The sequence below is a fragment of the Sulfuritortus calidifontis genome, from assembly GCF_003967275.1.
GTDB classification, from domain to species: Bacteria; Pseudomonadota; Gammaproteobacteria; order Burkholderiales; family Thiobacillaceae; genus Sulfuritortus; species Sulfuritortus calidifontis.
On sequence record NZ_AP018721.1, the window covers coordinates 1,618,965 to 1,645,588 of the forward strand.

Genomic DNA, 26,624 nt, shown 5'->3' on the forward strand with positions numbered 1-26,624 from the left:
CATGCCGGCTCCCGGCTGGTATGGCCATACCAGTTTCGCCCGCCCAGCGGGGCATGCTACCGTGTGGCCATACTATTCAAATAAAACAATGAAAATTAAGGGCAGGCGATGAAAAAGGGGCTATTCCGGAAACGGGGCATGGCGCTCCCGGCCATCGGTTTTGCAGTGGTGATCGGGCTCATGCTCATCCTGGTCGCGACCACTGTCTGGCATGGCGAATGGGTGGTCGGCCAAATGCAATCCGCCGTGGCCGAACACAGCAAGAAACTCGGCCTGGCCAACACCATGTTCAGCGCCGCGCGCGAACGGTCCTTCAATGCGGTGACCATGGTGCTGTCGCCCGATCAGGACGGGCTGGAGGACCTGATCAACCGCCACTACATGCTGGGCTCGCAATACATGGCGGCGCGCGAGCAACTCCTGGCCATGCCGCTCAACGCCGAAGAGCGCCGGCTGATCGACGAACAGTTCCGGGTGGTACGCGTCACCCATCCCCTGCTCACCCAAGCGCTGGACCTGTTCCTCATGGGCGAGATCAAGCCCGCCCGCGAGCTGTTGATCCAGCGCATCATCCCCAGCCAGAACCAACTGCTGGAAATCCTCAGCCAGCAGGCCAACCTGCAGCATGCCGCCATGCAGAGCCTTCTGGTCCAGGTCGAGGCCAGCCAACGCGAGCATGAGCGCCTGGCGATCGGCATGGGCATGCTGGCCCTGGTCCTGGCGGTCGTCGTCGCCATCTATATCACCCGCCGACTCGCTCACGCCGCAGACCAGGTCTTCGCCAAGACCACCCTGGAGACAGTGACCGAGGCGGTCGTGGTCACCGACGACCGGCAAGTGGTGCGCTACATCAACCCCGCGGCCGAGCGGCTGACCGGGCTCTCGCTCGACCAGGCCAACGCCCGGCCGGTGGCCGAGGTGCTCAAGCTGACACCGCCGGCCCAGCCCGGCTACCCCTTCAAGCTCATCAACCGCTTGGGCCAGATGGTCGATGTCGAATACGCCGTGTCCGACATCCACGGCGACGACCGCCACCTCGGCGCCGTCTGGGTGCTGCACGACGTCACCTACACCCTGAGCATCGCCAGCCAGCTGGCCTACCAGGCCAGCCACGACCCGCTGACCGGCCTGCCCAACCGCCGCGCCTTCGAACTGGCCCTGGAAGAGACCCTGAAGACCAACCGCAACCAGCCGCAGCCGCATGTGGTCGGTTTCCTCGATCTGGACATGTTCAAGATCGTCAACGACAGCTGCGGCCACGCCGCCGGCGACGAACTGCTCAAGCAGATCGGCCGCCTGTTCCAGGACAAGATGCGCACCAGCGACCTGCTCGCCCGGCTGGGCGGCGACGAGTTCGGCTTCCTCCTGCGCGGCTGCGGCATCGACGATGCCCGGAAGGTGGCCGACAGCCTGCTGGCGGCGGTGCGCGACTACCGCTTCAGTTGGGACGGCCGCCCCTTCACCCTCGGCGCCAGCATCGGCCTGAGCGAGATCAAGGATTTCGCCGCCCCCCCGGAAGCCCTGATCGAACAGGCCGACTCCGCCTGCTATGCCGCCAAGGACCGCGGCCGCAACCAGGTCTGCGTCTACAGCGCGAGCGAGGCCGAAGAGCGAGGCCGGCGCGACGAGATGGAATGGGCCAACCGCATCCAGCGTGCCCTGGACGAAGACCGCTTCGTCCTCTACGGTCAGCCCATCATCCTGCTCGACCAGGCCCCGCCGGCGGAGAGCCACAAGGTGGAAATCCTGGTCCGCATGGTCGACACCGACGGCACATTGATCCCGCCCAGCGCCTTCATGCCGGCGGCCGATCGCTTCAACCTGATGCCGGCGATCGACCGCTGGGTGATCCGGCACACCCTGGCCTGGGCCGGCGGCGACATCGGCCGGCGCTACAGCCACATCGCCATCAACCTGTCCGGCGCCTCGGTCGCCAAGACCGACCTCTACGACTTCATCGTCGAGCAGATGCAGGCGAGCGGCGCCAACCCCGCCGCGATCTGCTTCGAAATCACCGAAAGCGCGGCCATGGCCGACTTCAAGCAATGTACTGCCTGCGTGCAGGCCCTGCGGGAGATGGGCTGCAAATTCGCCCTGGACGACTTCGGCACCGGCATCGCCTCCTTCTCCTACCTCAAGAACCTGGGCATGGATTACCTCAAGATCGATGGCAACTACGTGCGCGAGATGCAATACGACCTCTACCACTACTCCATGACCGAAGCGATCCACCGCGTCGGCCACGCCATGGGCCTGAAGACCATGGCCGAGTTCGTCGAGACCGAGGAATCGCTGCAAAAGCTGAAGGATCTCGGCGTCGACTACGCCCAGGGCTACAAGATCGCCCCGCCGCAGCCGCTGGACAGCCTGAAATAAACGCCCGGGCCGCGACCGGCCCTGCTAGAATGCGCACCGGCGGCATCCGTTCCAGTCTCCTTGCCGCTGTCTATTCCGACTTGAGAGCCCAATGGCTCTACAACCCCATCTGCCTAAGACTGGCGCCCGAGCTGCGGCGACAGGCCGATACTTTTATTTTGGAAACACCATGTCCTTTGCCAGCCTCGGCCTGTCCGATGCCCTCGTCCGCGCCGTCACCGAGCGCGGCTACGATCAACCCACGCCGATCCAGACCCAGGCCATACCGGCCGTGCTCTCGGGCGGCGACCTCTTGGCCGGCGCGCAGACCGGCACCGGCAAGACCGCCGGCTTCGTCCTGCCCCTGCTCCAGCGCCTGAGCCAGCAACCCCGCCCCGTGGCCGCCCACGGCCGCGCGCCGATCCGCGCCCTGGTGCTCACCCCCACCCGCGAGCTCGCGGCCCAGGTGGAAGAATCGGTGCGCGCCTACGGCAAGTACCTGCCGCTGCATTCCATGGTGATGTTCGGCGGCGTCAACATCAATCTGCAGATCCAGAAGCTGCGCGGCCAGGTCGATATCTTGGTCGCCACCCCCGGCCGCCTGCTCGACCACGTGCAGCAAAAGACCGTGGACCTCAACCATATCGAGATCCTGGTGCTGGACGAGGCCGACCGCATGCTCGACATGGGCTTCATCCGCGACATCAAGAAGGTGCTCGCCCTGCTGCCGAAGAAGCGGCAGAACCTGCTGTTCTCCGCCACCTTCTCCGACGAGATCAAGGCCCTGGCCGATAGCCTGCTCGACAAGCCGGCGCTGATCGAGGTGGCCCGACGCAACGCCACCGCCGACACCGTGGCGCAGAAGGTCTACCCAGTGGACCGCGACAAGAAACGCCAGCTGCTCACCCACCTGATCCAGGAAAAACAATGGTTCCAGGTGCTGGTGTTCACCCGCACCAAGCACGGCGCCAACCGCCTGGCCGAGCAACTCACCAAAGACGGCATCCCGGCCCTGGCCATCCATGGCAACAAGAGCCAGGCCGCGCGCACCCGGGCGCTCGCCGAATTCAAGACCGGCAAGCTGCAGGTGCTGGTCGCCACCGACATCGCCGCGCGCGGCATCGACATCACCGAACTGCCGCATGTGGTGAACTACGAGCTGCCCAACGTGCCGGAGGACTATGTCCACCGCATCGGCCGCACCGGCCGTGCCGGCGCCGAGGGCGAGGCGGTCTCCCTGGTCTGCGTCGACGAACACAAATTTCTCGCCGACATCGAGCGCCTGATCAAGCGCAAGTTGCCGCGCGAGGTGGTGCCCGGCTTCGAGCCCGACCCCAATGCCCGGCCCGAGCCGATCCAACTCAGAAGCCAGGAGCACCGGGGCCAGGGCCAGGGCAGATCGCGCAGCCAAACCGCCGGCCGCGCACCGGCCAAGCCGCAGGGCGCCCCCACCGGCGCGGCCGGCGGCGGCAGGCGGCCGGGGGCCACGCCGAGCAAACCTTCCGGCATGCACCGCTCCGGCGGGCGGCACCGCTAAGCCACCACTGCTGCTGTAGGAGCGGCGCCCACGCCGCGAACAACGCCTGCCCCATTCGGCCCCAGGCGGGGCCTCCTACAGCAGACCTCGTGACTTCATCGCCACACCGCCGCAGATACGGCAGCCCAAACCCGACACAGCGGTTGAATTCGCCCGACAGCTCCCTATACTGTGGCTATCTATCTGAAAGAGAACGAGAAATGTCACAGAACAGCCTCGCCAAACACGGTTTCCGCATCCGCACCCGCAGCGGGGTGACCGTCGACAATCTCCAGATCTACGGCAGGGATGCGCAGGAGGCGCAGCAAAAACTCATGCGCATGTATCCAGGCTGCACCATCCTGGAGACGCGTGACGTGGCGCCGGCCTGCAACGCCAGTGCCGGCTCCAGTTTCGAGGATGTGGTCGACCTGCTGACCGCCAAGCATTGACGGGCTGTTGCAACAACAGCCGCTAGATCAAACCCTGCTCCATCAACTCGTCGCACAGCGCCAGGTAATCCTGGGCGCCATGGCTCGCTTGGGCATGGTGGAAGACATCCCGGTTGTAGGCTGGGCTTTCCGCGATGGACACGTTTTCCGCGATCACCGTCTTGCACACGTCCTCGCCGAAGCGCTCGTTCATGCGCAACAAGATCTCCCCGCTCATCCGGCGGCGCCGGTCGTATCGGGTCAAGAGATAACGCCGCTGCACCCGGCGCTTGAGCACCGGCTCCAAGAGGTCGAGGGTGCGGGCCATTTCCTCGGCCGCCTGCAGCGAAAGAAAATCGGTCGAGACCGGGATCAGCACCAGGTCGGCGGCGAAGATCGCGTTGAGCGAAAGGACACCGACATAGGGGCAGCAATCGATCAGGGTGGGCCGCACACCCGCCGCGCCCTCCAGTGCATCCAGGCCCTGGCGCAGGCGGTTGAGCACGGCCGGGCCTTTGCCGAAAATGGAATCGACCTTGATCATCTGCGGGTGCGAGGGAATCAGATGCCCCACCTCCTCCCAGGCCCGCTGCAATTGCATGAGAGGAATGCCGTCCTGGTAGAAGGCGAACAGGCTGTGCCCCACCTCGGGCCGGGTGGCGCTGTGGATGTGGCTCAGGTGGCCCTGGGGGTCGAGGTCGATCAGCACGGGGGAGCGACCCTGCCGGCGCAGGGCCGCCGCCAGGTTCAAGGCGGTGGTGGTCTTGCCCACCCCGCCCTTCTGATTGAACACCGCCAAGCGTGCCACGCGTCTCCTTCCCGTTGCCGCAGCGCGCGGCAGAGGTTGCTTGATCACACCACCCGGTCAATGGATTGCATCGTCAGGCAAAACCCGCGATGGACGTGCATTGCGTCAAGAGTGAAGATACCCTTGCCTTAGCCAGTCTTTCAAGAATTGCGGCCAAGCGATGAACCTCGACAGGAGCAAGCGTGCAAACTGACACCGGCAGCGCCCGGGCCCGCCGCCTCACTCTCGCCGGCCGGGTGCAGGGCGTCGGCTTCCGCCCTTTCGTCTACCGCCTGGCAAAACAATTGGCCATCAAGGGCTGGGTGCGCAACGTCACCGGCCAGGTGGTCGTCCACGCCGAGGCCGATGCCGCCGCGCTTGCTGCCTTCACCGCCGCGCTGATCGATGAGGCCCCGGCCGCGGCCCGGCCTAAGCTGCTGGCCAACGACGCGGTCGCCGCCGAAGGCCAGGCGGACTTCCAAATCCTCGACAGCGAGGCCGGCACGCCCGACATCCACCTGCCGCCCGATCTCTTCGCCTGTCCCGATTGCCTGCGCGAACTGGTCGACCCAAGCGATCGCCGCCACCGCTATCCCTTCATCAACTGCACCCAGTGCGGCCCGCGCTACACCCTGATCGAGCGCCTGCCCTACGACCGGCCCAACACCGCCATGCGCGGCTTTCCGCTCTGCCCGGCCTGCCGCGGCGAATACCAAGACCCGATGAACCGCCGCTTCCACGCCGAGCCCGTGGCCTGCCCGGTGTGCGGGCCACATCTGAGTTATGTGCAACCAAACCCCTCTCCCTCCGGGAGAGGGGTAGGGGTGAGGGCGACAACCACTGGCCCAACTGGGAACGCCGCGAGTCTCCCCCTCCCTAGCCTTTATCCTCGCGCAGCGGGGGCTCCTCCGCCTGCAGGGGAGGTAACAATTTGTGGCGACGAGGCCGCCCTGCAGGCTGCCATCGCCGCGCTCAAGGCCGGCCGCATCGTCGCGCTGAAGGGCATCGGCGGTTATCACCTGATGTGCGACGCCGGCAACGAAACCGCCGTCGCCACCCTGCGCGCGCGCAAAAAGCGCCCGGCCAAGCCCTTCGCCGTGCTCTTCCCGCCCGACGAAGAGGCCTTGCATCGCTCGGTGACGGCCAGCGCGGCCGAGCTCGACTTCCTGCGTTCCGCCGCCCGGCCCATCCTGCTTTTGCCCAGGCGCGCCGGCTCGCCGCTCGCCGACGGCATTGCACCCGGCCTCAAGGAAATCGGCTGCCTGCTGCCTTACAGTCCGCTGCACCATCTGCTGCTCGCCGGCTTCGGCGGGCCGCTGGTGGCCACCTCGGCCAACATCAGCGGCGAACCCGTGCTCACCGACAACCACGAGGCGCAGGCCCGGCTCGGCCAGGTGGCCGACGGCTTCCTCCACCACGACCGGCCCATCGTGCGCCCGGCCGACGACGCGGTCTATCGCCCCATCGCCGGCCGGCCGCGGCCGCTGCGCCTGGGGCGCGGCGTCGCCCCGGTGGAGCTCAGGCTGCCGCGCGCCGTGCCGCAGCCGGTGCTGGCCCTGGGCGCCCACAGCAAGAACAGTATCGCCCTGGCCTGGGGCGACCGCGCCGTGCTCTCGCCCCACATCGGCGAACTCGGCTCGGCCAAGAGCCTGGACGTGCTGGCCCTGGTCGCCGCCGATTTGCAAGACCTCTATCAGGTGCGGGCTGAACACCTCCTGCTCGACCACCACCCCGGCTACGGCTACCGGCCCTTCGCCCGCGGCACCGGGCTGCCGACCAGCGCCGTCTGGCACCACGAAGCCCATGCCTCGGCCCTGGCCTGGGAATTCCCCGATGTCGCAAACTGGATCGTCTTCGCCTGGGACGGCGTCGGCTTGGGCGAGGGCGACCAACTCCACGGCGGCGAGGCCTATGTCGGCCGGCCCGGCCATTGGCAACGCGCCGCGAGCTTTAGGCCGTTCAGACTGCCCGGCGGCGACCAAGCCGCGCGCGAGCCCTGGCGCGCCGCCGCGGCCCTCTTGTGGGAAACCGAGCAGCCCGCCCCCTTCGCCCCGGCACTCTTGAAGGCCGCCTGGGACCGCGGCCTCAACAGCCCCGCCAGCACCGCCGTCGGCCGCCTGTTCGACGCCGCCGCCGCCCTCACCGGCCTATGCACGAAAGCCAGCTTCGAGGCCGAGGCGCCCATGCGGCTGGAAGCGGCCGCGGCCGCCTCACTGCCTCCGCTTTATGCCCTTCAGGGTGCACAAGTGGGGGAGGGGCGCTCCCTCCCCATTTATGGGGAGGGCCGGGGTGGGGAATTTGTCGAGCTTTCCCTCACCCGTGATGCACACGGCCTCTGGCGCAGCGACTGGTCGCCGCTGCTGCCTTATCTCACCGACACCAGCCGTCCGGTGAGCGCACGCGCCGCCGGCTTTCACCTGAGCCTCGCCCACGCCCTGCTCGATCAGGCCGAGCGCCTGCGCGCCGAACACGGCATCGGTGACGTCGGCCTCACCGGCGGCGTCTTCCAGAACCGCCTGCTGACCGAACAGGTGGTAGCTTTGCTGACGACGGCAGGCTTTCGCGTGCACCTGCCGGAACAGGTGCCGGTCAACGATGCCGGCATCGCCCTGGGACAAATCATGGAGTGGCTGTATGGATGAACAACGCATCTTATTGGCCCACGGCAACGGCGGCCGCTTCATGCGCGAGCTGGTCGCCGAGATCTTCGCCCGCCACCTGGCCAACCCCCTGCTCGATACCGAGGCCGACGCCGTGCCGTTGCCCGGCGTTTCCGGCCAGCTCATGCTCACCACCGACGGCTTCACCGTGCAGCCCCTGGAGTTCCCCGGCGGCAACCTCGGCAGCCTGGCCGTACACGGCGTGGTCAACGACCTGGCCGTGGCCGGCGCCGCGCCGCGCTACCTCACCCTCTCCGCCATCATCGAGGAAGGCCTGGAAGTCGCCCAGCTCGACCGCCTGATCGCCAGCTTCGCGCAGGCCGCGCAAGCCTGCGGCGCGGCGGTGGCGGCCGGCGACACCAAGGTGGTGCCGCGCGGCCAGGGCGGCGGCCTCTATCTCAACGTCGCCGGCATCGGCGAGCGCCAGGCCAGCGCCGCGCTCGGCCTTAAAGGAATCCGGTCCGGCGACGCCGTGCTGGTCTCCGGCCCGGTCGGCGACCACGGCGTCGCCGTGCTGCTGGCGCGCGAACAGTTCGGCCTCTCGGGCGAACTGCAATCCGATTCCGCCTCGGTGCTGCCCCTGGCCCAGGCCATCTGGCATTTGCCCGGCCTCAAGTTCATGCGCGACCCCACGCGCGGGGGGCTGGCCACCGTCGCCCACGAAATCGCCCAGGCCACCGGCCACAGCATCAACCTGCAACAGGCCGCCGTGCCCGTGCGCGGCGAGGTGCAAGCTGTGTGCGAAATGCTCGGCTACGACCCCTACTACCTCGCCTGCGAAGGCCGCATCGTCGCCATCGTCGAGGCCGCCACGGCGGAACAAATACTGACCGCCTGGCGCGCCCTGCCGGACGGCCAGGACGCCGCCCTCATCGGCCGCATCGAGGCCGGCGGCGGGCGGGTGCTGCTGGAAACGGAACTGGGGGGACGGCGGGTGCTGCCGGAGTTGGAGGATGATCCGTTGCCGAGGATTTGTTGATAGATTTAGTCATTCGAGTAGAAGCAACGCAGCAAACCAAAACAGACAGATTTCAAGGAAGAAAATGAAAGGACACATCACTTCATACGTCGAAGAAAAACAATATGGGTTTATCAAGGGTGAAAATGGAAAAGATTACTTCTTCCACAAACATGACGTCGTCGACCAAAATGAAATTTTGGATGGCCTCAACGTCATCTTTGATCCAACCCCAACTCCCAAAGGATTAGCTGCTAAATCCGTTCAGTTGGGTTTGGCGAATATCCCCATCTACCTTGATCCAGATGGTTTTGTCTTCACCAGCAAATCCAACATTAATGGGCATGAAATTCTTTTCATAACCACCTATTCAATCGAGGATAAGGACCCAAACATTGCCAAACTAGCACTCAGGGAGCGGGCACTTTTATATGGCCTTAATGGCGTTGTTGGAGTCCATCTGGAAAAGAGAACCGCCATGTCAGGGAATTACCGCTACACGGTTCACAGGTTTACAGGAGGGCTTTGCCTAATCAAAAAAATCTCCTACACCATGGATCAGAATGAAGCTCGGCAAAACGCCCTGGAAGTACAAGATGAGTTGCAGAAGATTCGTCCACGGATTTTTGCCATACACGAACAAGAAAAATTTTTTCTCTTGAGATGGCTATCGGATTTTTGGACGTATCTGAAAATCACCATAAGCATGAAAATGACCGCCCTGGAAGCCGCTATCCGTTCATGGATAAATCGCTGAAGAACCCGTAGGGCGGCAATAAGCGCCAGCGCATTGCGCCGAATGTAGCTTCACCATCCGGCGCATTACGCCTGCAGCTAATGCGCCCTACTTCCCTCATTCACAATACAATGGTGCGCTCCGTGCACCATTGAACGGTGCGTGGAACGTTTATCCTCGCGCAGCGGGGGCACCCTACTCCCCACTCCCCGTCTTGCCCGCCTTCGCCGCCAGCGCATTCAGCACCTTGGCCGCGGCGAGCATGCCGAAGACCGAGGTCACGCAAGCCGAGGAGCCGAAGCCCGAGCAGTTGAGGCCGTGGACGTGGGCGTCCTCCGGTTTTTCGTAGCAGACGCCGCCCTCGGCGCTGGGGTAGATCAGGTTCTCGGTGGAATAGACGCAATCGACGCCGAACTTTTTCTTCGGCTCGCGGGGAAAGCCGTGTTCCTTGCGCAGCTTGCTGCGCACCTTGGAGAGCAGCGGGTCCTGGCTGGTGCGCGAGAGGTCGTCGAGCCGGATGCGGGACGGGTCGACCTGGCCGCCGGCGCCGCCGACACAGACCAGCTTGATCTTGCGCCGCTTGCAGTGGACGATGAGGGCGACCTTGGCCCGGGCGCTGTCGATGGCGTCGACCACGTAGTCATAGCGTTCGTGCAGCAGGGTTTCGAGGTTGCCCTCGGCCAGGAATTTCTCGACCAGATTCACTTTGCAGCGCGGGTTGATGGCGGCGATGCGCTCGCGCATGGCCTCAACCTTGGCCTTGCCTAGCTCCGGCGTCAAGGCATGGACCTGGCGGTTGATGTTGGATTCGGCGACGTGGTCGGGGTCGATCAGGGTCAGTTCGCCGATGGCCGTGCGGGCCAAGGCCTCGGCCACCCAGGAGCCGACGCCGCCGATGCCGATGACGCAGACGTGGGCCTGCTGGAAGCGTTCGAAGGCGGCCGGGCCGTAAAGCCTGCGGACGCCGCCGAAGCGGCGCTCGAAGTCGATGGCGTGTTCAGCCTCGAACAGGTTGCTCACTGGCCGACGTCTTCCTTGGCCTGGGCCTCGTGGTCGAACTCGGCCTTCACCGCGTTGAGGGCGTCGAGCAGGGTCTCTTCGGTGAGATTGTTGAGGTTCTCCGCCAGCACCTCGGCGGCGTCGATGGTGTCCTGATCGTCGGGCAGGCTCTCGCTGTCGAGATTGGCCACCAGCACGGCGGCGGCGCCCACCACTTGCAGCAGCCGCTGGCGCTCGGCCATGAGCAGCTCGATCTCCTTCCTGAATAAGGTGACTTCGTCGTTGTTCATGGCGTGGGTGGTCATAAAGCGGTCCTTCGGAACATGGCAGGTGAGCGTGGGATAATAGGCGCACTGCCACAAGCCCGCAAACCCGCCATGGCCCTTTCACCCCACGTCTTCGACGCCAGCCGCGCCAATTTCGACGAGCTGGTGCTGGGCAACTCGCACCGCGGCTTGGTGCTGGTGCACTTCTGGACGCCCAAGGCCGGCCCCTGCCTGATGCTGATGCCGCGCCTGGTGCAGCTGGCCGCCGACTACGGCGGCCGCTTTCTGCTGGTGATGGCCAACACCGACGAGATCGGCGGCATCGCCCGCGCGCACGGCGTGACCAGCGTGCCGACGGTGAAGTTCTTCCTCAATGGCGAGGTGGTGCACACCATCCACGGCGCCGAGCCCGACAGCACCTTCCGCGCCGTGCTCGGCCGCTTCGTCGCCCTCGACAGCAACCCGGCGCGGCAGCAGGCGCTCAAGGCCCACCAGGAAGGCCGCACCGAAGAGGCCATCGCCCTGCTCGCCCGCGCCGCGGTGGAGCAGCCGGACGACCTGTCGATCAGCGCCGACCTGGCGAAATTGTTGCTGCTGGCCGGCCAGCCGGCCCAGGCCCTGAACCTGCTCACTGCCCTGCCGCGCGAGGCCCGGCACGATGGCCGCATCGCCCCCCTGCTGGTTCACCTGGAGCTGATCGCCGCCGCCGACGCGGCGCCGGATGCGGCCGCGCCCGACGAGGCCCGCTTTGGCCAGGCCGCCCGCGCCCTGATCGAAGACCGCATGGAGGCCGCGCTCGACGGCCTGCTCGAACTGGCGCAAAGCGCGCCCGAATTCCGTGACGACATCGGCCGCCGCGCCCTGATCACCCTGTTCGACCTGCTCGGGCCGGAGCATGAGCTGACCCGGCGCTATCGGGCCAAACTCGCCGGCCGTTGAACGCCCCCGCCTGGACCCCCGCCTTCGACACCCTGCCCCTATGCGGCAGCGTGGCCCATTGGGCCGGGCGGTTCCGCAGCGAGCGCGACTGGCCGAGCGCCGCCCGGCTCAACGCGCTGGCCGAGGTGCAGGACCTGCGCAACGCCGCCGGCCGCACCGTGCGCTTTGCCGAGCAGACCGCCGCCTGCGGCCAGATCGATTACGAACAGCAGATCCTCGACAGCGGCCAGGTGCCCACGCGCATCGCCAACGCCCACGACTTCTTCAACGCCCTGATCTGGCTGACCTTCCCCCAGGCCAAGGCGGCGCTCAACGCCGTGCAATGCCGCGAGCTGGCCAGCGCGCCCAAGGGCCAGCGCAGCCCGGCCTCGAACGCCGCCACCCTGTTCGACGAAAGCGGCCTGGTGCTGGTGGCGCGCGATGCCGGACTGGCCGAGCTGTTGCGGGCCAAGCAGTGGAAGGCGGCCTTCTGGCAGCAACGGGAGCGATGGAATGAGGCGCGGTTTTATGTGATCGGCCACGCCGTATTAGAGAAAGCCCTGGCACCCTACCCCGGCATGACCGGCAAGTGCCTGTTCCTGCAAATGGCTGAACTGCCCGAGGCCGGCCCGCCGCCGGCCTGGCTGGATGCCGCCATCGCCCGGGCCTGGCTGGACGGCGCGGTGCAGAAGCCGGCCGACCTCTTCGTCATGCCGGTGCTGGGCGTGCCGGGCTTCGATGCGGCGAACCACGCGGCCGGCTATTACGACAACACCGAGGTGTTCCGGCCGCCGCGAACGAGCGGAAGACGATAAATAGACCACCCGGATTCCGGCGCCCAGACCGGAATGACGCAGCCCGTCAACGGCCGCGCATCGCCGCCTTCTTCTGCACCAGTCGCCCATCACGATAGTCCTGCATGGCCTGTTCGATCTCCTCGCGCGTGTTCAACACGAAGGGGCCGTATTGCACGATGGGCTCCTTGAGCGGCTGGCCGGCGACCAGGATGAAACGGGCACCGGCGCCGCCTGCGGCCAGTTCGACGCCATCCCCCGGGCCGAGCACGGCCAGACGGTGCGGCGGCAGGACGTTGCCGTCGAGCATGGCGCTGCCTTCGAAGACAAAGACGAAGGCGGTGGCGGCCGGGTCGAGTGGCTGGACGAAACGGTGGCCGGCATCGAGGCCGACGTCGAGGTACAGCACCCGGGTGTGCGGGTCGTCGATCGGGCCGCGCCGGCCGCCGTATTCGCCGGCCAGCACGTGCACCCGCACGCCCTCGCCGCTCAGCTCGGGGATGGCCTCGGGCGAGAACTCCTGATAGGCGGGGTCGCTCATCTTTTCGCTGGCGGGCAGGTTCACCCACAGCTGGAAGCCGCGCATCAGGCCGTTGCTCTGCTGCGGCATTTCGGAATGAATGACGCCGCTGGCCGCCTTCATCCATTGCGCCCCGCCGGCACGCAGATCGCCGCGGTTGCCCATGCTGTCCTGGTGCAGCAGATGGCCGTCGAGCATGTAGGTCAGGGTGACGAAGCCGCGGTGCGGATGAGCGGGGAAGCCGGCGCTGTAGTCGTCGGGGTCGTCGCTGGAGAAGTGGTCCAGCATCAGGAAAGGGTCGAGGTGGCGCCGCGCCGGGGTGCCGATGGTGCGGTGCACGGTGACGCCCGCCCCCTCTGACACCGCCTGGGCCTGGACGAACTGGGCGACCCTGCGCGGCGTCATCGCCAACCTCAAGGCGCCCGGCCTTCCAGCCAGTCGAGGGCGATGCCCGGCTCGTCGAACACTCGGATGTCGGCGTCGGTGAACAGGCTGTTGAGCCAGGCGATCCAGACCATCCATTCGTCACCGGTGACCACGGCGATCTTGCGGAAATCATAGCGGTGCTTGAGCGAGAAGCGGATCTCCTCCCAGGCCACATCGAGGGTGTAGCTCACCATGTCGCGCAGGTCGAGCAGCAGATAGACGCCGCCCTGAAACTCGATGTTGTGCAGCACCTGCTGCTCGAAGTCCTGGTAGTCGGCCAGGGTGAATTCACCCATGACCGAGACGCTGACCAGGTTGTTCTTGGTATTGATGGCGATCATGTCGTTTTCCTTTTTTCATTCAGCCACACCGCCCACAGCCCCGCGCCCACGGTGAGCGCAATGCCGGACCAGGCCACGGGCGGCAGCCTGTCATTCCATATTAATACATCGAGCAGGGCGCCGAAGACCACGGTGCTGAAGGCGAAGCTCGCCACCACCGTGGTCTGGCCCCGCTTGTAGGCGCGGGTCATGCTGAACTGGCCCAAGGTGGCGAAGAAGCCGACGGCCAGGAGCAGGGGCAGCGTCTGCGGCCCGACCGGGCTCCAGCGTTCATGGCCCACGAACAGGGCGGCGCCCAGGCTGCACACCACGGTGAACCAAAACACGGTGCGCCATTCCGGCTCACGCAGTTTGCCCAGCTGGCGGACATGGACATAGGCCCAGGCCGCGAACAGGCCCGAGGCCAGCCCGGCCAGGCCGGCGACGACATCGCCACCCGGCTGCCACGGCCGCAGCAGCAGCACGACGCCGACGAAGCCGAGCAGCACGCTGAGATATTGCAGCAGGCTCGGCCGCTCCTTGAGCCAGACCGGCATGGCCAGGGCCAGGAACAGCGGCGAGGTGTAGTTGAGCGTGATCGCCGCGGCCAGCGGCAAGCGGGTGAGGCTGTAGAAGAACAGCATCAGGGCGATGAAGCCGACCAGGCCCCGGCTCAGGTGCTTGAGGAAATGCGCACCGAACAGGTGTTCCCGCGCCTCGCGGCCGTGCCACCAGAGCACGGCGACGGAGATGACCACAAGGCCGAAGACGGACCGGTAGAACACCAGCTCCTCGCTGCTGAACCATTGCGCGCCCAGTTTCACGAACACGCCCATGGCGGCGAAGCTGGCGCCGGCGACCAGCATCCAGGCGGATTTCATATCGCTTTCCCCTCTCCCTGCGGGAGAGGGGTAGGGGTGAGGGAAAAGCAATTGCAAACCGAAATAGCGATGAGATCAACGCGCTACGCGCGCCCTCACCCGGCTACGCCACCCTCTCCCGGTGGGAGAGGGTCATTCACCAGTTCCGGCGCCTGCAACTCGCGGGGCACCGACTCGACCAGCACGGGGGTGACGATCTCCTTGGCCTCGGTGACCGCTTGCAATTCCTGGAAGCGGCGCGCGCTCACCAGCACCCGGGTCTCGAGCGAGCCGGTGGCCTTGTTGTAGGCCTCGGTCGCCTGCATCAGGTTCTTGCCGACGCTGGACCAGTGACCGGCCATGACCCCAAGCCGCTCGTACAGTTCCTTGCCCAGCTCGCTGATCCTGCGCGCGTTCTCGGCCAGGTTCTCCTGGCGCCAGCCGAAGTAAACCGCCTTCAGCAGCGCGAGCAGGGTGGTCGGCGTGGCGAGGATCACCTTGTGCTCGTTGGCATATTCGATCAGCTGGGGATCTTCCTGCAGCGCGGCGCTGAAGAAGGCCTCGCCCGGCAGGAACAGCACCACGAACTCGGGCGAGGGCTGGAACTGATCCCAGTAGGCCTTGGCCCCCAGGGCCTGCACGTGCTCCTTCACGTGGCGGGCGAACTGCCTGAGATGACGCTGCCGCGCCTCGTCGGACTCGCTCTCGGCCGCTTCCAGGAAGGCGGCGATCGGCGCCTTGGAGTCGAGCACCACGCTCTTGCCGCCGGGCAGCTTCACCAGCATGTCCGGCCGCTGGCGCCGGCCGTCGGCCTCGGCCGATTCCTGCTCGAAGAAATCGCAATGGGCCTGCATGCCGGCCATCTCGACCACGCGCCTGAGCTGCACCTCGCCCCAGCGCCCGCGCACCTCGGGCCGGTGCAGGGCGCGCACCAGGCGGCCGGTCTCCTGCTTGAGTCCTTCCTGCGCCTGCATCAGGCTCCGCACCTGCTCGGTCAGGCTGGCGTAGGCACCGGTGCGCTGGCGCTCGATCTCCTGGGTCTGCAGGCCCAGCTTCTCCAGCGCCTCGTGGATGGGTCTGACCAGGGTGTCGACCGCCTGGCGGCGCGCTTCGAGATCGCCCTTGGCCGTCTCCTGGAAGGTGGCGAGGTTCTGCTTGGCCAGTTCCAGAAAGGCCTGGTTGTTGCTCTTGAGCGCCTCGGCCGACAGGGCCTGGAAGGCGTCGGCCAGCTTCTGTTCGGCGCCGGCCAGGAGCGCGATCTTCTCGGCGGCGGCGGCCTGCTCGCCCTCCAGTTGCGCGGCCAGTCGGGCGGCCTGCGCCTTCAACTCGGCCGCTTCGGTTTGCAGCTTGTCGAGCAGCGCCTCGCGCTCGGCCTGGCTGCGGCGCGCCTCGTCAAGATAGCGCTCGGCCTGCTCGGCCCGCGCGGCCAGCGCCGCCTGCTCCGCCATGCCGCGGCCGCGCAGCCAGAGCAGGCCGGCCAGGCCGATCAAGAAGCCGATGACGAAAGCAATGGCGAGTTCCATCCGTGTGCTTTTCCTTGATTAGATGGGCCGATGATACCGGGGGGCTGGGGTTAGAGGAATGATTCTGGTTGGAGCCGCTACGAGGATATCCAGCGCCGATTTCCCTCACCCCTGCCCCTCTCCCGGAGGGAGAGGGGTTCTTGATCGCCTCTCCCTCTGGGAGAGGCCGACGCGAAGCGGCGGGTGAGGGAAATCGGGGCTACCAATAAATCACGCACGTCCTTCACAACCCCAGCCGACTCACTCGTAGCGCAGCGCCTCGACCGGCGACAGGCCGGCGCCGCGCCGGGCCGGATAGAAACCGAAGAAGATGCCGATACCGGCGGCGAAGGCGAAGGCGAGCAGGATCGAGCCCAGGGTCACCACCACGGTCATGCCGGCCGTGGCGCTCATGAGCCAGGCGCCACCGACGCCGAGCAGCACGCCGATCAGACCGCCGGCGACGCAGATGATCACCGCCTCAAGCAGAAACTGGACCAGGATGTCGCGCCGGCGCGCGCCGACCGCCATACGGATGCCGATCTCGCGCGTGCGCTCGGTGACCGAGACCAGCATGATGTTCATGATGCCGATGCCACCGACCAGAAGCGAGATCGAGGCGATGGCACCGAGCATGAAGGACATGGCCTTGGCCGAAGCGGCTTCGGCCTCGGCCGAGGCGGTGAGGTTGCGGATGGTGAAGTCGTTCTCGGCCCGCTCGCCCAGACGGTGGCGCTGACGCAAGAGCTGGGTCATCTCGCGTTCGGCCTCCTCCATCATCTGGGACGAGACCGCCTGCACCGAGATGAAACGCACCGTGCCCGGGAAGGGGTTGCCGAACAGCTTGCGCTGGGCCGTGGTCACCGGAACCATGGCGGTGTCGTCCTGGTCGCGCCCGTCCAGACTTTGCCCCTTGGCCTCCAACAGGCCGACCACCCGGTAAGGGCTGTTCCGGATGCGCACCATCTTGCCGACCGGGTCTTCGTCGCCGAACAGGTTTTGCGCCACGGTCTTGCCCAGTACCACCACCCGGGTCGCGCCGCGCACGTCGCTGTGGTCGAAGCCGTGGCCGGCCGCGAAGCTCCAGCCGCGCACCTCGAAGAAGGCCGGGGTGGAGCCATAGACCACGGTGCTCCAGTTGTTGGCGCCGTAGACCATCTGGGCGCTACCCTGAAACACCGGCGCCGCTGCCTTGACCGACGGCAGTTGGGCAATGGCCTCGGCATCGTTCAGGGTGAGGGTGGGGATGGTGCCGGCGCCGGTGCGCAGGCCGCCCGAGGTGCTGGCGCCGGAGAGCACGATGAACAGGTTGCTGCCCATGGAGGCGATGGACTGCTCCACCGCCAGTTGCGCGCCGCGCCCGACCGCCAGCATCAGCACCACGGCGGCCACGCCGATCACCATGCCGAGCATGGCCAGCGCCGTGCGCAGGCGGTTCATGGCCATGGCCCGCAACGACTCGGCCAGCAGGGCGCCAAGATTCAGCCGGCGCAGGCTCATGCCGGCCCCCCATCCTCGACGATGCGGCCGTCGACGAAACGCACCAGGCGTCGGCCATAGCGCGCGATGTCGTGCTCGTGGGTGACCAGGACGATAGTGATGCCCTGCTCGCGGTTGAGCCGGGCGAGCAGGTCCATGATCTCGTGGCTGGTGTAGCTGTCGAGGTTGCCGGTGGGCTCGTCGGCCAGGATCAGCGGCGGCCGGTTGATCAAAGCGCGGGCGATGGCTACCCGCTGCTGCTGGCCGCCCGACATCTGGTTGGGCAGGGAATCGGCATGCGCCTCCAGCCCGGTGCTGCGCAGCAGTTCCTCCGCCCGCCGCCGGCGCTCGGCGCGGCCGACGCCGGCATAAAGCAACGGCAGCGCGACGTTGTCGAGTGCGCTCACCCGCTTGAGCAGGTTGAAGCCCTGGAACACGAAGCCGATCGAGCGGTTGCGCACGGTGGCCAGCTCGTCGGCCGAGAGGGCCGAGACATCGCGCCCGTCCAGCAGATAACGGCCATGGCTGGGGACATCGAGGCAACCCAGGATGTTCATGAAGGTGGATTTGCCGGAACCGGACGGCCCCATGATAGCGACGAACTCGCCGGCCTCGATGGCGAGGTCGATGCCGTGCAGCACCGGCACCTCACGGCCACCCGTGAGATAGGTCTTGCTCAGGTGTTCGACCCGGATCAGCGACGCCATCAGAAGAAGCGGAACTGGAAGGCGCTGCCCTTCTTGTCCTTGGCCGCGCTGATCTCGCGCAGGATGACTTCGTCGCCCGGCTTGAGTTCGCCACCCTTGACCTCGGTGAAACTGCCGTCGCTGGCACCGGGCTTGATCTTCACCGCCAGCGCTCGGCCGTCGACCAGCTTGTAAACCTGGTTGCCGCCGCCCCTGGCCTTGCCGCCGTTTTTGCCGCCGCCCTCCTCGGCCTCCTGCGGCCGGTAGCGCAGGGCCGCATTGGGCACCCGCAGCACATTGGCGTGGCGCCCGACCTCGATCGAGACATGGGCGGTCATGCCCGGCATCAGCTTGCCTTCCGGGTTGTCGACCAGCAGCACCACGTTGTAGGTCACCACGTTCTGCTGCACGGTGGGATTGAGCCGGATCTGCTTCACCCGCGCCTCGAATTCGCGCTCCATGAAGGTATCGACGCTGAACCGGGCCACCTGGCCGATCTGCACCTTGCCGATGTCGGCCTCGGCCACGCTGGTGTCGATCTGCATGGCCTTGAGGTCGCCGGCGATCTGGAACAGGGTCGGGGTCTGGAAGCTGGCCGCCACGGTCTGGCCGACATCGATGTTGCGCGCCACCACCACGCCGTCCACCGGCGAGCGGATCACGGTGTAGCCGAGGTTGGTGCGGCTGCGCGCCACCTGGGCCCGCGCCAGCTCGACCTGGGCCTGGGCGGAGTCGAGCGCCTGGCGCGCCTGGTCCAGCGCATCCTGGGAGACGAACTTCTGCGCGAACAGCTCCTTCGCCCGCTTGTCCTTGGCCCGGGCCAGGTTCAGGTTGGCCTCGGCGTTGGCCAGGGCCGCCAGGTCCTGGCGCAGCTGGGCCTCGATCAGCGCCGGGTCGAGCTCGGCCAGCACGTCGCCCTTTTTCACCACACTGTTGAAATCGGCGTTCAGGCGCTTGATGGTGCCCGAGACCTGGGTGCCGACATTGACCAGTACCACCGGGTTGAGCGTGCCGTTGGCCGAGATAGTCTCGACGATGTCGCCGCGGTCGACCGGCTGGGTCTTGTAGACGCCGGCCGGCTTACTGCCGGCCATCTGGCGCCAGCCCAGCCAGCCGCCGATCGCCAGCGCCAGCAGGATCAGGGGGAGTATCAGTTTGCGCGACATGGTGTGACTCGAACGGGTCTGAGCATCGACAATGCGTACGATGCCGCACTATAGCGTAAGCGCCCCTGCTTGAGCCGTCGGCGGCCAGGAAAGTTCCGACGCACCCCGCCGCCGGATGGCGAACAGATCGCTGGCCGGCAAGCCCACCGTGCCCGGCTTGCCCGCCTGCAAGTCATATTTGCGCAATACACGACTGCCGCAGCGGATTTCCAGCAAGGCACCGCTATCGGCGCGAAAGTGCAGCAGGGCTGCCTCGCCCAGGTCGAGCACGGCTTCGAAGCGGCCCGTCAGGCGGGTCTCGCCATCACGCGGCGGATCGTCCGCCTGTCGCAGTGCCACATGCTCCGCGCGGATGGCGAGCAGCGTTTCGTCGCCGCTCACATCAGCCCCGGTCACGACAAGGCGCCCACCCAAGGCCGGGCAATCGACGATGCCCGCCCCCACCCGGTGGGCCGGATACAGGTTTTTCAAACCAAGGAAGCGCGCCACCGGCTCGCTGGCCGGGCGACGGTAGACCGTGGACTTGTCGCCGCTTTGCTCCTGGCGGCCGTCGATCAGCACGGTGATGTGATCGGCGAGGAAATAGGCCTCGCTGAGGTCGTGGGTAACGAGCAGAACAGTGAGTCCGCGCTCGCGCTGCAGGTCCTTCATCAGCCACCACAGTTCGCGGCGCAGGCTTTCATTCAATGCCGTGAAGGGTTCGTCCAGCAGCACCAGGCGCGGATTGGCCGCCAGCGCCCGCACCAAGGCCACGCGCTGGCGCTCGCCGCCGGAAAGATTGGCGATGCGGCGTTGCAACAGCGTGCCGATGCCGGTGATCTCCACCAGGCGATCCAGCAGGGGGCGGTATTCACGCTCCGGCAGGTGCCGGGCGCGGGCGCTGTAGCGCAGGTTGTCCAACACCGACAGATGCGGGAACAGCCCGAGATGCTGGGGCAGGTAACCGAGATGGCGTTGCTCCATCGGCAAGCGCGTGATGTCCTCGCCCGCCAGCCGTACCCGGCCCGAGGCCACCGGCAGGGTGCCCAGCACGGCGGCGAGCAGCGTGCTCTTGCCCGAGCCCGAAGGCCCCAGTACGGCATGGCACTCGCCCGCGCCCGCCGTGAGCGACACTTCGCCCAGGCGGAAGTCTCCCGCCTGGGCGGCAAGCCTGTCGATCTCAAGCATACACGGCCCTGCCGAGGATGCGCCGGGCGACGAACAGGGCCGTGAGGCCGATCGTCACCAGGACCAGGATCAGCGCCACCGTGCCTTCGATGTCGGCGGACGAGAGCTTCATGAAGATGGCGATGGGCAGGGTCTCGGTGCGCATGGCCATGGAACCGGCCACCATCAGGGTGGCGCCGAACTCGCCCAGGGCCTTGGCCCAGGTGAGGATGAAGGCGGCGATGAGGCCGTTTTTCGCCAGCGGCAGGGTGACGGTAAAGAAGCCGTGGCGGGGGCTCGCCCCCAGGGTGCGGGCCACGGTCTCCAGCTCCGGCGGCACCTCGTCGAAGGCGGCCTTAAGCATGCGCACCGCCAGGCCCAGCACGGTGACGAACTGGGCGAGCACGATGCCGGCGAAGCCGAACACGAAATACACCACGTTCTCCTGGAGCCACTCGCCCAGGGGGTTGTTGAAGAAGATCAGGAGGATGGCGCCCAGGGCCGCCGGTGAGACGATGATGGGAAACTCCAGTACCGTCTCGGCCGCCTCGCGGCCGGGAAATCGGTAGCGCGACAAGGCGTAGGCGGCAGGGATGGCCAGGAGCAAGGCCAGCACGGTGGCCGACGTCGCGGCCATGAGCGACAACTTGATGGAGAAGGCCGTGCGCTCGGAGAACAGTGTCTCCTTCAGCGTGGCCGGGTCCAGGAACCAGAACAGCGAGACGATCAGCCCGGCATAGAGGGCCAGCACCGCCAGCGCGGCGACGACGCTCGGCCGCATGCCTTTGACGGGCAGAGCCATCATGGCCTGACGGCCTTTTTCGGATCGACGGTGGCGCGCAGCTTGAGCCACTCCTTGGGCACCACGTACTCGCCTCCCACCGGCTTGACGGCGCCGATCCACCTGAAGGCCGATTCGGGATCGGCGAAATAGCTGTACCTGGCGTAGATCGCCTGGCCTTCGGGCCCGGTGACAAAGTCGATGAACTGCTGCGCGAGCTTCGGGTTCTTGCTGAATTTGCTGATGGCGATGGGGATGTAGCCGATGCGCGTAATCTGCTCCTTCGGCAGGGGGAGGGTCTCGATCCGATCCGGGTCCCAGTACTGGAACACGCGCCAGCCGATCACGGCGTCGGCCAGCTTGAGCGAGATCGCCGTGGCGGTCTGCTCGCAGGAGCCGGTGTAGTTCCTGATGTTGGCCTTGAGCTGCTCACGCTCGGCCGGGGTCAGCTCCTTCTCGAAGATCTCCACCGCGTAGGCGCCCACGCACACACCCTCGGGGTTGGCGATGGCCACCCTGAGGCCGGGCTTCAAAAGATCCTTCAGGCCCTTGATGCGGTGCGGGTTGCCCTTCTGCACATTGATCGCCGGCACCACGTAGACGATGATTTTTTCCGTTTCGGGCAGGACATAGCCCTCGCGCTTGGCGATCTCCATGTAGTCGGAGGAGCCCGGAAAGTAGAGATCGCCCTGCTTGGCGAGCTTCATCTGCGCGAGCACGTAGCCGGAACCGCCGAACACGACATCGACCTTGGCGCCGGTCTTTCGCTCGAAGGCGCGGGCCGCCTCGGTGGTGGGCGGCACGGTGGCGGCGCCGGCGAAGACGAGCAGGGATTCGGCGGCATGGGATGCCAGTGCGAACGGTAGTGCGCAGACAAGCAGCAAAAACCGCAAGGCCTTCATGGTTCGGTCTCCTTCCAGCCGCTGTTGGCAGACATACCAGGGCTGCGGTTATCGCCGCAGCCCTAGCGTTAAGTCAAAAATGACATAACGGTTACCATAACGCAAAACGAGTCAGCGAACAACCAAGCTCAGGTGGCGGGCCGCTTGGCCAGCTCGCGCAAGAGCTCCAGCTCCGGCACGGCCTCGGCATTGAGGCGCCTTTCCAGCGCATCGTAGGCCGCCACGATCCGCTGCCCAAGCGGGGTCAGGCAGGCGCCACCGCCACCCTTGCCGCCTGTTGTGGTGTCGACGACCGGACGCCCAAAGCCGGCATTGAGCGAGTCGATCAGCAGCCAGGCACGCTTGTAGGGCAAGCCGAGCGAGCGGGCCGCCGCCGCGATGGAACGGGTATCGGCCACCGCACGCAGCAGATCGATCTTGCCGGGGCCGATGGCGATCGCAGGCCCAATATAGAGGCGCGGCCGCAGCAGAACGGCGCTGGCCTTCTTCTTGGAAGTCATAGCCAGAGACTAATGGAAGTCATCCGTTTTCACCAAGCACGGGCGCGCCCGGGTTTTGCGAGGGCGCGGTACAGTGCCAATGGTGCGCCTGCACGGTCATATCCCGTAATATCCTGAAAACGGCCAATTTTGCTGGTGCATGTCTGAGCAGACAATTGCCGACGGCGTGCGGCGCAAGCTGACCGAATGGAGCCTCATGGATTGCGCTATTGAACGACAGCCCCTTGCCCCCATCGCGTCGCGAAGCTAAGGCTGACCGATGACCCTCACCCGACTGCGTGAACTGCCGACAACGGTGTGGCTGATCGGCGCGATCAGCCTGATCAACGATTCGGCCTCGGAAATGCTCTATCCGTTGATCCCGCTCTATCTCGCCTCGGTGCTGATGGCGGGCCCGAAGGCCTTGGGCCTGATCGAAGGCATCGCCGAGGCGACGGCGAGCCTGCTCAAGCTGTTTTCCGGCGTCGTCCACGACCGCCTGCAGCGGGCCCGGCCCTGGCTGCTCTGGGGCTATGGCCTGGCCGGCTTCGCCCGGCCGCTGATCGCCTTCGTCACCAGCTGGCCCTGGCTGCTGGCCATCCGCATCGCCGACCGGGTGGGCAAGGGCCTGCGCACCTCGCCGCGCGACGCCCTGCTCGCCGCCAGCGTCGCGCCCGAGCGGCGCGGCCTGGCCTTCGGCGTGCATCGTGCCCTGGACAACGCCGGCGCGGTGGTGGGCCCGCTCGCCGCCTCCGCGTTGCTGGCCACCGGGCTCGGCCTGCGCGAGATATTCCTCTACTCCCTGCTGCCGGCGCTGCTCTGCCTGACCTTGGTGTTGGCGCTGCGCGAGCCGCAGCCGCTGCAGGTGACGCCGACCCGGTTCGACTGGCGCATGCGGGATCTGCCGCCGGCGTTCAAACGCTATCTGGCGGTGGTCGCCCTGTTCACCCTGGGCAACGCGTCCAACATGTTCCTGCTGCTGCGGGCGCAGGAATTGGGTGTCGCGCCGGCCACGGTGCCTTTGCTCTGGATGACGGTGTCGGTCGTGGCGATGCTGTTCGCCGCTCCCCTGTCCGCCCTGTCCGACCGGGTCGGCCGCGTGCGCCTGCTGGTAACGGGCTATCTGGCCTATGGCCTGGTCTATCTCGGCCTGGGCCTGCTCGCCCACGACGGGCCCATCCTGTTTGTCGCCTTCGCCGCCTACGGGCTGTTCATGGCGGCCACCGAGGGCGTGGAGAAGGCCCTGGTCGCCGACCTCGCCCCGCCGGACAGGCGCGGCACCGCCTACGGCTGGTTCAACCTGACCGTCGGCATCCTGCTGCTACCGGCCTCGATCGTTTTCGGCTGGCTCTATCAGACCTTCTCGGCGCTGGCGGCCTTCGGCTTTTCCGCCGCCTGCGCGGCAGGGGCGGCGTTGCTGCTCGCGCTCTGGCTCTGGCTGCCGCACTCGGACCGGCCAGCCTGAGAGCCGGCCGTGGCCTTGGGTGAATTGCACTATATGATGCCCCGCCCTGTCGCCAATTAAAATGCGCGTTTGATTAAGCCTCAGGGGGCTTCGATGCAGTATCAAGCCAAGATCCTCGAACTTCGCCGCGCCCTCGACAGCGTCATCGTCGGCCAGGCCGCCCTGCTCGACCGCCTGGTGGTCGGCCTGCTCGCCGGCGGCCACGTCCTGGTCGAGGGCCTGCCCGGCCTGGCCAAGACCACGGCGGTGAAGACCCTGGCGGCCGGCATCCACGCCCGCTTCCAACGCATCCAGTTCACGCCCGACCTGCTGCCCGGCGACCTCACCGGCACCGACATCTACCGGCCGCAGGAAGGCGCCTTCCATTTCGCCGAGGGCCCGCTGTTCAACGAGATCATCCTGGCCGATGAGATCAACCGGGCGCCGGCCAAGGTGCAATCGGCCCTGCTCGAGGCCATGCAGGAACATCAGATCACCGCCGGCGGGCAGACCCGCAAGCTGCCGCCGCTGTTCATGGTGATGGCCACGCAAAACCCGATCGAACAGGCCGGCACCTACCCCCTGCCCGAGGCCCAGCTCGACCGCTTCCTGTTGCACGTGACCCTGGATTACCCGAGCGCCGACGAGGAACTGGAGATCCTGCGGCGCGACCGTGCCCGCCACTTGACGGAAGGACAGGAGCCGATCGCGCCGGTGCTGGACGTGCAGACCGCGCTGGCCGCGCGGGAAGAGGTGTACCAGGTCTATGTCGCGCCCGAGGTCGAGCAATACATGGTCCGGCTCGCCCGCGCCACCCGCGCGCCGGGCGAGTGGCGGCCGGAGTGGGCGGAGGCGGTCGAGGTCGGCGCCAGCCCGCGCGCGGCGCTGGCCCTGTCGCACGCCGCGGCGGCCCTGGCCTATCTGCGCGGCCGCGATTTCGTCACCCCGGACGACGTGCGCGAGATCGCGCCGGACTGCCTGCGCCACCGCATCATCTTGAGTCTCAACGCCCGGCTGCAAAAGCTCTCGCGCGACGCCCTGATCGCCGGCCTCTTGGATGCCGTTCCCGCTCCGTGAAATCCTGAATCGCCTGCGCGTCCGGCCGGCTGCCAGCCTGCCGCCTGCCGCGCTGGCCCCGCTGCTCTCGGCCGAAGAGATCGCACAGCTCGCCGTCCAGGCCGAGCTGCTGGCCGAAGCGCAGCCGGCGCGCGAGGTGCACGACCACCATGCCGGCGACTGGTCCTCGCCCTGGCTCGGTCACGGTCTCGACTTCGAGGAATCGCGGCCCTATGTCGCCGGCGACGACATCCGCGACATGGATTGGCGCACCACGGCGCGCACCGGCCGGGCCTATCTCAAGAGCTATCGCGAGGAGCGGCAACCGACGCTGCATCTGGTGCTCGACCGCGAGGCCGGCATGCGGTTCGGCACCCGGCGCCGGCTCAAGGTCACCCAGGCCGCCCGCGCCGCCGCCCTGTTCGCCTTCGCCGCCGCCGGCCACAACGCCGCCATCGGCGGCAGCCTGTGGGATGCGGCCGATCTCGAACTGCCGCCCCTGCACGGCCGCAGCGGGGCGCTGGCCCTGATCGAGGCGGCGGCCCGGCCCTGCCCGCCGCTGCCCGACGCCGCCGCCGAGCCGGTGCATTATCTCGACCGTCTGGTCGCGTTGGATGCCGGCCTGCCGCGCGGCGCCGAACTCATCGTGCTGAGCGACTTCGCCTGGCTGCGCGAAGTACACGAGCCCCTGCTCGCCCGCCTGGCCGAACGCATGGACCTCTTCGCCGTGCAGATCATCGACCCGGTCGAGCGCGCCCTGCCCGATGTCGGCCTGGCCCGCTTCCATGACATGACGCGGGGCGACGAGCGCTGGATCGACACCGGCCACGCTTCGATCCGCGCCGACCATGCCGCCGCCTTCCGCGAGCGTCAGGCCGCCATCGCCCATCGCCTCGCCCGCACCGGCGCCCGCCATCTCGTGCTGGGCAGCGAGGTCGACGACCTGTTGCCGATCCTGCTGGGGCACCATGCCTGACCCGATCGCAGACCTCGCCGACATCGTCGAACCGGCCATCCCGGTCGCCGCCGCCACCGGCGGCGACTGGCCCGTCGTCGCTGCCGGCGTCGCAAGCGGCCTCGCCCTGCTGCTCGGCCTTTATTGGCATTGGCGTCGACGCGCGCCACGGCGTGCCTTGCAGCGATTGCGCATCCGCACCGACCCACAACGGGCGGCCGGCGAACTGGCGGCGCTGCTGCCCCAATTCAAGCGTGCGCCGGAGGCGCAGTGGAGGGAAGAACTGCAACGCCTGCGTTTCGGCCCGCCGCAGGACGATGCGCAGGCTGTGTTCGAGCGGCTGTGCCGGGAAGCCGAGACGATGTTAGTCAGCAGAGTTTCATGAAACGATCCAAAACCACTTACCTCCCCACCCCAACCCTCCCCATAAATGGGGAGGGAGTAAGGCAACGTACCCCCTCACCTCCCCCATTTATGGGGGA

26 protein-coding genes are annotated in these 26,624 nt (G+C 67.0%); 12 read left to right on the forward strand and 14 right to left on the reverse strand.

The genetic code is table 11. From position 1 onward, the window contains the following. The first annotated feature begins 138 nt into the window (after positions 1–138). From EL388_RS08405 to EL388_RS08415, 3 genes are all read left to right on the forward strand, one after another. Positions 139–2,376: an EAL domain-containing protein gene (locus EL388_RS08405; RefSeq protein WP_165919104.1), complete on the forward strand. Its 2,238-nt coding sequence runs from the start codon at positions 139–141 to the stop codon at positions 2,374–2,376. Between the two features lie 169 nt (positions 2,377–2,545). Next, positions 2,546–3,892: a DEAD/DEAH box helicase gene (locus EL388_RS08410; protein WP_126462328.1), complete on the forward strand. Its 1,347-nt coding sequence runs from the start codon at positions 2,546–2,548 to the stop codon at positions 3,890–3,892. A 200-nt stretch (positions 3,893–4,092) separates the two neighbouring features. After that, positions 4,093–4,323 carry a hypothetical protein gene (locus tag EL388_RS08415; RefSeq protein WP_126462331.1) on the forward strand — a complete coding sequence of 77 codons (231 nt, stop codon included), beginning with the start codon at positions 4,093–4,095 and terminating at the stop codon, positions 4,321–4,323. Between the two features lie 22 nt (positions 4,324–4,345). On the opposite strand, the gene EL388_RS08420 is transcribed toward EL388_RS08415, so the two are convergent. Then, a complete protein-coding gene (locus EL388_RS08420; RefSeq protein WP_126462334.1) occupies positions 4,346–5,110 on the reverse strand; it encodes a ParA family protein in 765 nt (254 codons plus the stop codon). A 182-nt stretch (positions 5,111–5,292) separates the two neighbouring features. Between EL388_RS08420 and EL388_RS08425 the strand changes: the two genes are divergently transcribed. The 3 genes from EL388_RS08425 to EL388_RS08435 all read left to right on the forward strand — a co-directional run bounded on the left by EL388_RS08425 (position 5,293) and on the right by EL388_RS08435 (position 9,464). Beyond that, on the forward strand, positions 5,293–7,731 hold the full coding sequence (locus tag EL388_RS08425; protein ID WP_126462336.1) for a carbamoyltransferase HypF: 2,439 nt from the start codon (positions 5,293–5,295) through the stop codon (positions 7,729–7,731). Beyond that, on the forward strand, positions 7,724–8,728 hold the full coding sequence (gene hypE, locus EL388_RS08430) for a hydrogenase expression/formation protein HypE (protein ID WP_126462339.1): 1,005 nt from the start codon (positions 7,724–7,726) through the stop codon (positions 8,726–8,728). Before EL388_RS08425 ends, hypE begins: the two co-directional genes overlap by 8 nt. A gap of 64 nt (positions 8,729–8,792) precedes the next feature. Further along, the gene (locus EL388_RS08435) at positions 8,793–9,464 is read left to right on the forward strand and encodes a cold-shock protein (protein WP_165919105.1); all 672 of its coding nucleotides are present in this window, start codon (positions 8,793–8,795) and stop codon (positions 9,462–9,464) included. Between the two features lie 174 nt (positions 9,465–9,638). On the opposite strand, the gene tcdA is transcribed toward EL388_RS08435, so the two are convergent. Together tcdA and EL388_RS08445 are read right to left on the reverse strand one after the other, a co-directional pair. Further along, positions 9,639–10,463, reverse strand: coding sequence for a tRNA cyclic N6-threonylcarbamoyladenosine(37) synthase TcdA (tcdA, locus tag EL388_RS08440; RefSeq protein ID WP_126462345.1), 825 nt, complete (start codon positions 10,461–10,463; stop codon positions 9,639–9,641). After that, positions 10,460–10,747 carry a hypothetical protein gene (locus EL388_RS08445; protein WP_126462348.1) on the reverse strand — a complete coding sequence of 96 codons (288 nt, stop codon included), beginning with the start codon at positions 10,745–10,747 and terminating at the stop codon, positions 10,460–10,462. The genes tcdA and EL388_RS08445 overlap by 4 nt, the downstream gene beginning before the upstream one ends. A gap of 72 nt (positions 10,748–10,819) precedes the next feature. On the opposite strand from EL388_RS08445, the gene EL388_RS08450 reads away from it, so the two are divergent. Together EL388_RS08450 and EL388_RS08455 are read left to right on the forward strand one after the other, a co-directional pair. Beyond that, entirely contained in the window at positions 10,820–11,647 is an 828-nt protein-coding gene (locus EL388_RS08450; protein ID WP_126462350.1) for a tetratricopeptide repeat protein, read from the forward strand. After that, entirely contained in the window at positions 11,644–12,441 is a 798-nt protein-coding gene (locus EL388_RS08455) for a DUF3025 domain-containing protein (RefSeq protein WP_126462355.1), read from the forward strand. The genes EL388_RS08450 and EL388_RS08455 overlap by 4 nt, the downstream gene beginning before the upstream one ends. A 46-nt stretch (positions 12,442–12,487) precedes the next feature. Here the strand turns inward: EL388_RS08455 and EL388_RS08460 are convergent, their stop codons facing one another. The 11 genes from EL388_RS08460 to EL388_RS08510 all read right to left on the reverse strand — a co-directional run bounded on the left by EL388_RS08460 (position 12,488) and on the right by EL388_RS08510 (position 22,708). Beyond that, positions 12,488–13,345 (reverse strand): pirin family protein, encoded by an 858-nt coding sequence (locus EL388_RS08460; RefSeq protein WP_126462358.1) that lies wholly within the window; start codon positions 13,343–13,345, stop codon positions 12,488–12,490. Between the two features lie 8 nt (positions 13,346–13,353). Next, positions 13,354–13,707: a SpoIIAA family protein gene (locus tag EL388_RS08465; RefSeq protein WP_126462361.1), complete on the reverse strand. Its 354-nt coding sequence runs from the start codon at positions 13,705–13,707 to the stop codon at positions 13,354–13,356. Continuing rightward, positions 13,704–14,567, reverse strand: coding sequence for a DMT family transporter (locus tag EL388_RS08470; RefSeq protein ID WP_126462364.1), 864 nt, complete (start codon positions 14,565–14,567; stop codon positions 13,704–13,706). Before EL388_RS08470 ends, EL388_RS08465 begins: the two co-directional genes overlap by 4 nt. A 95-nt stretch (positions 14,568–14,662) precedes the next feature. Beyond that, complete coding sequence (locus EL388_RS08475; RefSeq protein ID WP_126462367.1) at positions 14,663–16,069, reverse strand: DNA recombination protein RmuC; 1,407 nt, start codon at positions 16,067–16,069, stop codon at positions 14,663–14,665. Between the two features lie 240 nt (positions 16,070–16,309). Beyond that, positions 16,310–17,548 (reverse strand): ABC transporter permease, encoded by a 1,239-nt coding sequence (locus tag EL388_RS08480; RefSeq protein ID WP_197721767.1) that lies wholly within the window; start codon positions 17,546–17,548, stop codon positions 16,310–16,312. Then, entirely contained in the window at positions 17,545–18,234 is a 690-nt protein-coding gene (locus EL388_RS08485) for an ABC transporter ATP-binding protein (RefSeq protein WP_126462370.1), read from the reverse strand. The genes EL388_RS08480 and EL388_RS08485 overlap by 4 nt, the downstream gene beginning before the upstream one ends. After that, on the reverse strand, positions 18,234–19,379 hold the full coding sequence (locus EL388_RS08490; RefSeq protein ID WP_126462373.1) for an efflux RND transporter periplasmic adaptor subunit: 1,146 nt from the start codon (positions 19,377–19,379) through the stop codon (positions 18,234–18,236). Before EL388_RS08490 ends, EL388_RS08485 begins: the two co-directional genes overlap by 1 nt. A gap of 48 nt (positions 19,380–19,427) precedes the next feature. Then, positions 19,428–20,546, reverse strand: coding sequence for an ABC transporter ATP-binding protein (locus EL388_RS08495; protein ID WP_126462376.1), 1,119 nt, complete (start codon positions 20,544–20,546; stop codon positions 19,428–19,430). After that, positions 20,539–21,330 (reverse strand): ABC transporter permease, encoded by a 792-nt coding sequence (locus EL388_RS08500; RefSeq protein WP_197721768.1) that lies wholly within the window; start codon positions 21,328–21,330, stop codon positions 20,539–20,541. Before EL388_RS08500 ends, EL388_RS08495 begins: the two co-directional genes overlap by 8 nt. Next, a complete protein-coding gene (modA, locus tag EL388_RS08505) occupies positions 21,327–22,208 on the reverse strand; it encodes a molybdate ABC transporter substrate-binding protein (RefSeq protein WP_126462379.1) in 882 nt (293 codons plus the stop codon). Before modA ends, EL388_RS08500 begins: the two co-directional genes overlap by 4 nt. 128 nt (positions 22,209–22,336) lie before the next feature. Then, positions 22,337–22,708, reverse strand: coding sequence for a winged helix-turn-helix domain-containing protein (locus tag EL388_RS08510; protein ID WP_165919106.1), 372 nt, complete (start codon positions 22,706–22,708; stop codon positions 22,337–22,339). A gap of 259 nt (positions 22,709–22,967) precedes the next feature. Between EL388_RS08510 and EL388_RS08515 the strand changes: the two genes are divergently transcribed. From EL388_RS08515 to EL388_RS08530, 4 genes are all read left to right on the forward strand, one after another. Beyond that, entirely contained in the window at positions 22,968–24,152 is a 1,185-nt protein-coding gene (locus EL388_RS08515; RefSeq protein ID WP_126462382.1) for an MFS transporter, read from the forward strand. A 93-nt stretch (positions 24,153–24,245) separates the two neighbouring features. Further along, entirely contained in the window at positions 24,246–25,208 is a 963-nt protein-coding gene (locus EL388_RS08520; protein ID WP_126462385.1) for an AAA family ATPase, read from the forward strand. Next, positions 25,189–26,163: a DUF58 domain-containing protein gene (locus EL388_RS08525; protein ID WP_126462388.1), complete on the forward strand. Its 975-nt coding sequence runs from the start codon at positions 25,189–25,191 to the stop codon at positions 26,161–26,163. Before EL388_RS08520 ends, EL388_RS08525 begins: the two co-directional genes overlap by 20 nt. Further along, positions 26,156–26,527 carry a hypothetical protein gene (locus EL388_RS08530; RefSeq protein ID WP_126462391.1) on the forward strand — a complete coding sequence of 124 codons (372 nt, stop codon included), beginning with the start codon at positions 26,156–26,158 and terminating at the stop codon, positions 26,525–26,527. The genes EL388_RS08525 and EL388_RS08530 overlap by 8 nt, the downstream gene beginning before the upstream one ends. The last annotated feature ends 97 nt before the right edge of the window (positions 26,528–26,624 follow it).

What these genes read in the sequence shown, in the direction of transcription:
- EL388_RS08405 (WP_165919104.1), top strand. Translation starts at nt 139, where the DNA reads ATGGCGCTCCCGGCCATCGGTTTTGCAGTGGTGATCGGGCTCATGCTC.
- EL388_RS08410 (WP_126462328.1), top strand. Translation starts at nt 2,546, where the DNA reads ATGTCCTTTGCCAGCCTCGGCCTGTCCGATGCCCTCGTCCGCGCCGTC.
- EL388_RS08415 (WP_126462331.1), top strand. Translation starts at nt 4,093, where the DNA reads ATGTCACAGAACAGCCTCGCCAAACACGGTTTCCGCATCCGCACCCGC.
- hypE (WP_126462339.1), top strand. Translation starts at nt 7,724, where the DNA reads ATGGATGAACAACGCATCTTATTGGCCCACGGCAACGGCGGCCGCTTC.
- EL388_RS08435 (WP_165919105.1), top strand. Translation starts at nt 8,793, where the DNA reads ATGAAAGGACACATCACTTCATACGTCGAAGAAAAACAATATGGGTTT.
- EL388_RS08445 (WP_126462348.1), bottom strand. Translation starts at nt 10,747, where the DNA reads ATGACCACCCACGCCATGAACAACGACGAAGTCACCTTATTCAGGAAG.
- EL388_RS08450 (WP_126462350.1), top strand. Translation starts at nt 10,820, where the DNA reads ATGGCCCTTTCACCCCACGTCTTCGACGCCAGCCGCGCCAATTTCGAC.
- EL388_RS08460 (WP_126462358.1), bottom strand. Translation starts at nt 13,345, where the DNA reads ATGACGCCGCGCAGGGTCGCCCAGTTCGTCCAGGCCCAGGCGGTGTCA.
- EL388_RS08465 (WP_126462361.1), bottom strand. Translation starts at nt 13,707, where the DNA reads ATGATCGCCATCAATACCAAGAACAACCTGGTCAGCGTCTCGGTCATG.
- EL388_RS08470 (WP_126462364.1), bottom strand. Translation starts at nt 14,567, where the DNA reads ATGAAATCCGCCTGGATGCTGGTCGCCGGCGCCAGCTTCGCCGCCATG.
- EL388_RS08475 (WP_126462367.1), bottom strand. Translation starts at nt 16,069, where the DNA reads ATGGAACTCGCCATTGCTTTCGTCATCGGCTTCTTGATCGGCCTGGCC.
- EL388_RS08480 (WP_197721767.1), bottom strand. Translation starts at nt 17,548, where the DNA reads ATGAGCCTGCGCCGGCTGAATCTTGGCGCCCTGCTGGCCGAGTCGTTG.
- EL388_RS08485 (WP_126462370.1), bottom strand. Translation starts at nt 18,234, where the DNA reads ATGGCGTCGCTGATCCGGGTCGAACACCTGAGCAAGACCTATCTCACG.
- EL388_RS08490 (WP_126462373.1), bottom strand. Translation starts at nt 19,379, where the DNA reads ATGTCGCGCAAACTGATACTCCCCCTGATCCTGCTGGCGCTGGCGATC.
- EL388_RS08495 (WP_126462376.1), bottom strand. Translation starts at nt 20,546, where the DNA reads ATGCTTGAGATCGACAGGCTTGCCGCCCAGGCGGGAGACTTCCGCCTG.
- EL388_RS08500 (WP_197721768.1), bottom strand. Translation starts at nt 21,330, where the DNA reads ATGATGGCTCTGCCCGTCAAAGGCATGCGGCCGAGCGTCGTCGCCGCG.
- modA (WP_126462379.1), bottom strand. Translation starts at nt 22,208, where the DNA reads ATGAAGGCCTTGCGGTTTTTGCTGCTTGTCTGCGCACTACCGTTCGCA.
- EL388_RS08510 (WP_165919106.1), bottom strand. Translation starts at nt 22,708, where the DNA reads ATGACTTCCAAGAAGAAGGCCAGCGCCGTTCTGCTGCGGCCGCGCCTC.
- EL388_RS08515 (WP_126462382.1), top strand. Translation starts at nt 22,968, where the DNA reads ATGACCCTCACCCGACTGCGTGAACTGCCGACAACGGTGTGGCTGATC.
- EL388_RS08520 (WP_126462385.1), top strand. Translation starts at nt 24,246, where the DNA reads ATGCAGTATCAAGCCAAGATCCTCGAACTTCGCCGCGCCCTCGACAGC.
- EL388_RS08525 (WP_126462388.1), top strand. Translation starts at nt 25,189, where the DNA reads ATGCCGTTCCCGCTCCGTGAAATCCTGAATCGCCTGCGCGTCCGGCCG.
- EL388_RS08530 (WP_126462391.1), top strand. Translation starts at nt 26,156, where the DNA reads ATGCCTGACCCGATCGCAGACCTCGCCGACATCGTCGAACCGGCCATC.